The organism is Mesorhizobium sp. M7A.F.Ca.CA.003.01.2.1, assembly GCF_003998945.1.
GTDB lineage: Bacteria > Pseudomonadota > Alphaproteobacteria > Rhizobiales > Rhizobiaceae > Mesorhizobium > Mesorhizobium ciceri.
Window position 1 is genome coordinate 1 of sequence record NZ_RZRA01000333.1, and the last position, 5376, is coordinate 5376.

A 5376-nucleotide genomic window follows, 5' to 3' on the forward strand; every position below is an offset into this window, starting at 1 on the left:
GTCGAAAGCTGCTCGATGCGGCCGGCGCTGAACACCGCGATCCGGTCGGACATGGTCAGCGCCTCGGTCTGGTCGTGGGTCACATAAACGAACGTGACGCCAAGCCGGGCATGGATTTCCTTGATTTCGAACTGCATCTGCTCGCGCAGTTGCTTGTCTAGGGCGCCGAGCGGTTCGTCCATCAGGACAAGATTTGGTTCGAAGATCAGGGCGCGGGCAACCGCGACGCGTTGTTGCTGCCCACCCGAAAGCTGCGCCGGACGCCGGTTGCCGAATTCGGGCAACTGGACCATGTCGAGAACGTTCCTGACACGTTGCGTCACCTCCTCGCGGCCAAGTTTGCGGACCTCGAGTGGGAAAGCCAGATTTTCGGCGACCGTCATGTGCGGGAAAAGCGCGTAGTTCTGGAACACCATGCCGATGCCGCGACGATTGGCGGGAACGTTGTCGATGCGCTGACCGTCAATGAGGATTTCGCCCTCGGTCGTATCCTCGAATCCGGCAAGCATCATCAACGCCGTCGTCTTGCCGGATCCCGAAGGCCCCAGCAGCGTCAGGAATTCGCCGCGCATGATTTCCAGGTCGAGCTGACGCACCGCCTGGACGGTCTGCCCGTAGCGCTTGCTGACGCCACGAAACTCGACATGAACCGGGCCATGCGGGGATCCGCCCATCACCGCGCCTGCGCCTTCGGATCACGGCGTACCGAAGCCGGGCGTTTGCGCGCAGGTTGAGCCTCAGCCGCCGCCGCGGCGCGAAGAATGATGTCGGCGGCCTCGCGCAGATCGGCAACCAGCGCCTTGCGCGCAGCCGCGCCATCGGCGCGACGCAGCGCCGCGAGCATTTCGTCGTGATGGTCCAGGCCCAGGCCGTAGGTCACGTCGGAGCGGACGATGTTCAGAAACGGTCCTGCCTGCAGCCACAATTTCTCGATGATCTGCTGGATGAGAGGTGAACGCGCGGCATGGTACATCGTGAAATGGAAGCGCCTGTTCAGGCCGAGATAATTAGCCATGACATTGCTCTCGACGCATTCGCGCATCAGCCCGTTCAGCTTCGCCAATTCATCGAGTTCTTCGGGCGTGATGGTCGTCGCGGCCCACTCGGCCGCCGTCCCTTCGACGCTGCAGCGCACACGCACCAGATCCGAAATACGCGCCACCGTGGCCTCAGGGACAATGACGCCCCGATTTGGGTGGTCGAACATCGCCTCGTCGCTGACGAGTTGCCGCAAGGCCTCGCGCACCGGCATGGCGCTGGTCCGGTACTGTTCGGCAAGCTGTCGTACGACCAGTCTCTGGCCGGGCAGGAAGTCACCGTTCATCAGTGCCTCCTTCAAGCCCGTATGTACACGAACATGAGCTGTCTTTTGCGCGGCCGAGCCGGCAGTGGCATCCTTGCGATCGAGCATCAGTTTGTCCGGCGCGGCAGTATTTTGAGGTTGCTCGACAGGAAATCGTCGAATGCGGCGGCGAAGCCGTCGAGTTCTGCGTCGCCAAATGGCAGTGACAACGCCAGCATGCCGCGCGGCGTCACGTAGTACCCTCGCAACAGCATCTCGATATGCCAAAGCGCAATCGCCGATGGATCGGCATCGTCGAGCCGCGCCGGCGTGTCCACCGGCCCCCTGACGAAATGCAGGTTCATCAACGACCCGCGCCCTATGACGATGCCCTCGACGCCATACCGCTCAAGGGAGACGTTCATCGCTTCACGCAAGCGATCGCCGCGCGAATTGATGGCGCGGCTCGCCTCTTGCGTCAGCACCTGCGTCAGACCGGTCAAACCAGCAGCCATGCTGAGAATATTGTTGTTGAACGTCCCGCCATGCGAAAACGCACCAGGCAAAGCAGGATCGAAGCGGTCGACGAGATCCGCGCGTCCACCGAATGCGCCAAAACTCGCACCGCCGCCGATGTACTTTCCGAGCGTCACGAAATCGGGAAAGATTTCATGTGCGCCATGGAGCGCGCGGTAGTCGAGGCGCGAGGTCATCACCTCGTCGAAGATCAGCAGCGCGCCGGTCTCCTTCGTCGCGGCGCGCAGCGCTTCCAGGAACTCACGCGTCGCCGGGATGCAGCCGCCGCCGCCCATCATCGGTTCGACGATCACCGCGGCAAGTTCGTCGCCCTGTTCCTTGATGAGCGCCACGGCGCCTGCACTATCGTTGTAGTCGGCGAAGACAAAGGGGAAAGGCAAATTGAGCGGTGAGCCGCCATGCGCGAAGGTGAGTACGCCGCCATGATAGCCCTCGCGGAAGGCGAGGATCTTCGAGCGCTGCGTGATGGCGCGAGCCGCCGAAATCGCCATGATGTTCGCCTCGGTGCCCGAGTTGCAGAAGCGCACGCGCTCGATGGCCGGAAAACGGTCGACCACCGCGGCAGCCAGGCGCGCCTCATAGCGGTTGGGTGCGCCCAACATGATGCCACCCTGTATGACGTCCACAAGGGCCGCCGAAATCGCCTTGTCGGAGTGGCCGTAAAAACCGGCACTGTATTCCGAGACCAGGTCGACATAGGTATGGCCGTCCAGATCGGTCACCCTGCAGCCTTCACCGGAAACAAACGATACGGGGAATGGCCGATACCATAGAACAGCCCTCGTATTGCCGCCCGGCAACGATGCCGCGGCCTCGTTCTGACGCGCCCGGCTGTTCGGGTTTGCGTCAGCGAAACGCTGTCGCGCCTCGTCCAGAACAGCAGCGAGACTGACATTGGCGCGCACGTCTCTAGTGCCTTGCAGCATTCGATCAAATCCCTTTGGCTTTTTCACTTTTTTACACCGTACCGTAAATTCCTGTTGCTAATCAATCAATTTTGCGTTTGAAATTTGATCAAATCTACAACGATAAGAAAGGGGAACTGCAATGAGGACTTATCTGCAAGCCGTATCTGCCGCCGCGATCTGCCTCGCGACCTCGGCTTTGGTCGCGTCCGCGGCCGACCCCGTCACGGTAGTCGGCTGGGGTGGTACATGGGACAAGGCCTACAAGGATGGGGTCTGGGACAAGTACACCGAAAAGACGGGCGTCCCGATCGTCATGGAAGAGTGGGGCGGCGAGGTCGCCAAGGTGCGTGCCCAGGTGCAGGCGGGCAACATCACCTATGACGTCGTCTCGGTCGAAGCGCCCGCCATGGAAGTCGGCTGCGCCGAAGGCCTGTTCATTCCGCTGACGCCAGAAATCACAGGCGACGCGGCCAATTATTTGCCGGGCACCCTGCACGAATGCGGCGTCGCGTCCGATACCTGGGCCACGGTCCTCGCCTACAACACAAATGTCTACAAGGGCGACGCCGCGCCGAAGAGCTGGGCGGATTTCTGGAACGTCGAGAAATTTCCGGGAAAGCGTGGCCTCTACCAGCAGGCGCAGTTCACGCTGGAAAACGCGCTGATGGCCGACGGCGTTAAGCGCGAGGACATGTACAAGGTGCTGGCCACGCCGGAAGGTATCGACCGGGCTTTCGCCATGCTCGACAAGATCAAGCCGAACGTCGTCTGGTGGTCCACCACGACGCAGGGCATCCAGAACCTCGACAGCGGGGAAGTGACGCTCAGCGACGCGTTCAATGCACGCATCACCAACGAAGCCATTAACGAGAAAAAGCCCTACGCCATCGCATGGGACGCAGGCTTCTTCTACGGCACCGACTACTGGGCCGTGGTGAAGGGCGCACCGCACCAGCAGGGCGGGCTGGATCTCCTCAAGTGGTTCTCCATCCCTGAAAATCAGGCCGGCTTCTCGAAACTCTATGCCTATGGCACCGGCCGCAAGGAAGCCGCCGACCTCATTCCCGCGGATTGGAAGGCCAACCTGCCGACGTCGCCGGAGCACCTCCAGTACGGCGCCGCCTATAACAACGACTTCTGGACCGAGCACAAGGAAGCGCTGGAAGAACGCTTCAAGGCTTGGCTCGCGAAGTAACCCAGGCATGTTGGTCGGGACAAAGCCGGCTATAAAGCGGCGCCAACGGGGCGGCATGCTCGCCCTGTTGACGGCCCCGCTTATCCTGTTCGTCGTCATTCTGTTTCTGTGGCCGGTGGCGCGCTTCCTCGCTCTGGCCGTCGACAACTCGGATTTTTCGAACAACCTGCCGCACACAATTGCCGCTCTGGCAGGCTGGAAAGCAGATAGCGGCCTGCCTGGCGAACCCGTCTTTGCAGCACTCGTCGAGGACCTGGCCGACGCGCGGCGCGCCGGAAAGGAAGGCGTACTGGCGCAACTCGTGAACCAGCGCGTCGTCGGCAGCCGTTTCCTCGTCATCAAGACGGCAAAGGATGCGGCCGACGGCAAGCTGACTATGCGTCCCGTGCGCGACGAGGTGCTCTCCAAACAGGCCGGCTGGAAAAATATCGATCTCTGGCAGGTCATCGCGCGTCAGCAAAGCGCGCGAACGGACTATTATCTGCTTGCGAGCCTTGACCTGAAGCGAGGCGCGGACAATTCGATCGAAGCCATTTCAGCCGATCGCGCCATCTTCGTCGACGCGCTGCTGCGTACGATCTGGATCAGCATCGTGGTGACCGTGATCTGCGCGGTGCTCGCCGTGCCGCTGGCGCAGGCAATTGTCAGCGCGCCGCCGGCCTGGTCGAAGCTCATGTTCGCGCTGATCCTGTTTCCGCTCTGGACATCGCTGCTGGTGCGCACCGTCATCTGGATCATCGTGCTGCAGAAGAACGGACCCGTGAATTCCACGCTGCTTGGCCTCGGCATCGTCAGCGAGCCGCTCAATCTCATTTACACACGCTTTTCACTCTACGTGGCAATGGTTCAGGTTCTGCTGCCCATGATGGTGCTCTGCGTCGTCGCCGTCATGCGGCGGGTTCCGACCACCTATATGCGCGCGGCACTGTCACTGGGCGCGCCGTGGCTCACAGCGTGGCGCCGCGTGCAGTTGCCGTTGATCCTGCCAGGAATCCTGTCCGGCGGGGCGATCGTTTTTGTCTTCGCACTCGGCTACTACATCACCCCGACGCTTGTCGGCGGGCCGACCGACCAGATGATCTCCAGCTACATAGCGTTCTACACGAACAGCACACTGAACTGGGGCATGGGTGCAGCGCTTTCGTTGCAACTGCTGATGATCCTCGTCCTGTTTGCATTCCTGTTCTGGACGGCGTCCGTCCTCTTCCGCCGCAAGGCGCATGTCGCATGAGCGCCGACCGCTTTCGGAAATGGCTGATGTATGCCTATGCGGCGACATTGCTGGCGTTCATCATCCTGCCCCTGCTGATCGTGATCCCCATGTCGCTGACCTCGAGCAACTCGCTGGCGTTTCCGACGCCGGGCTGGTCGCTGCGCTGGTATGCCGAACTGTGGGTCGACCAGCGCTGGCCGACCGCGCTGTGGAACTCGGTCGTCATCGCGCTGTCCACCAC

At 61.7% G+C, this 5376-nt stretch carries 5 protein-coding genes and 1 pseudogene; 3 read left to right on the forward strand and 3 right to left on the reverse strand.

All coding sequences use genetic code 11. From position 1 onward, the window contains the following. The 3 genes from EN969_RS15255 to EN969_RS15265 form a co-directional block, all read right to left on the reverse strand. The coding region (locus tag EN969_RS15255) for an ATP-binding cassette domain-containing protein (RefSeq protein ID WP_127419221.1) at nt 1-674 on the reverse strand (674 nt) is incomplete at its 3' end. Beyond that, entirely contained in the window at nt 674-1411 is a 738-nt protein-coding gene (locus tag EN969_RS15260; protein WP_063168757.1) for a GntR family transcriptional regulator, read from the reverse strand. The genes EN969_RS15255 and EN969_RS15260, both read right to left, overlap by 1 nt. Next, entirely contained in the window at nt 1411-2745 is a 1335-nt protein-coding gene (locus EN969_RS15265; protein WP_063168758.1) for an aminotransferase class III-fold pyridoxal phosphate-dependent enzyme, read from the reverse strand. The genes EN969_RS15260 and EN969_RS15265 overlap by 1 nt, the downstream gene beginning before the upstream one ends. 121 nt (nt 2746-2866) lie before the next feature. On the opposite strand from EN969_RS15265, the gene EN969_RS15270 reads away from it, so the two are divergent. The 3 genes and pseudogenes from EN969_RS15270 to EN969_RS15280 form a co-directional block, all read left to right on the forward strand. Next, nucleotides 2867-3922: an ABC transporter substrate-binding protein gene (locus tag EN969_RS15270; protein WP_063168759.1), complete on the forward strand. Its 1056-nt coding sequence runs from the start codon at nt 2867-2869 to the stop codon at nt 3920-3922. Nucleotides 3923-3977: 55 nt separating this feature from the next. Next, nucleotides 3978-5153, forward strand: coding sequence for an ABC transporter permease (locus tag EN969_RS15275; protein WP_063168760.1), 1176 nt, complete (start codon nt 3978-3980; stop codon nt 5151-5153). After that, nucleotides 5150-5376 (forward strand): annotated as a pseudogene (locus tag EN969_RS15280) (ABC transporter permease); the annotation flags it as partial. The gene EN969_RS15275 and the pseudogene EN969_RS15280, both read left to right, overlap by 4 nt.

Bases quoted from the DNA above. Each gene is read 5' to 3' on its own strand.
- EN969_RS15260 (WP_063168757.1), bottom strand. From the start codon at position 1,411: ATGCTCGATCGCAAGGATGCCACTGCCGGCTCGGCCGCGCAAAAGACA.
- EN969_RS15265 (WP_063168758.1), bottom strand. From the start codon at position 2,745: ATGCTGCAAGGCACTAGAGACGTGCGCGCCAATGTCAGTCTCGCTGCT.
- EN969_RS15270 (WP_063168759.1), top strand. From the start codon at position 2,867: ATGAGGACTTATCTGCAAGCCGTATCTGCCGCCGCGATCTGCCTCGCG.
- EN969_RS15275 (WP_063168760.1), top strand. From the start codon at position 3,978: ATGCTCGCCCTGTTGACGGCCCCGCTTATCCTGTTCGTCGTCATTCTG.